Below are 261 nucleotides of genomic sequence, written 5' to 3'. Positions count from 1 at the left end.
ATAGTACAGCTACAGAATTTTTATTGGCTATCTGATAAAGCGGATTAGGCAATGCACCATCTTTTCTTGGAATGGCAAATGCCTTATTTTCACTATATCCATTATTTTTCAGACGCAGGCTGTTGATGTAAAATCTCTTGAATGTTGGAACATACAGATCATATTTTTCATAACGTTCCTGCAGCTGTTGGTTTTCTGCTTTGTAGCTTTCTATACATTCGTGAACAAGGGTCCAGAATGTTTCTTCCTGAAAGTTGGAAT

The 261-nt window shown here is 36.4% G+C and carries 1 protein-coding gene; it reads right to left on the bottom strand.

Annotation, left to right across the window (positions count from 1 at the left end):
• Window positions 1–261: ferric iron reductase (locus SB679_RS24905; protein ID WP_410704980.1), on the bottom strand; the 261-nt coding region annotated here is incomplete at both ends.

The sequence above is a fragment of the Chryseobacterium sp. SIMBA_029 genome, assembly GCF_046535275.1.
Taxonomy (GTDB): Bacteria; Bacteroidota; Bacteroidia; order Flavobacteriales; family Weeksellaceae; genus Chryseobacterium.
This window is presented reverse-complemented; position numbering and strand designations above follow the sequence as displayed.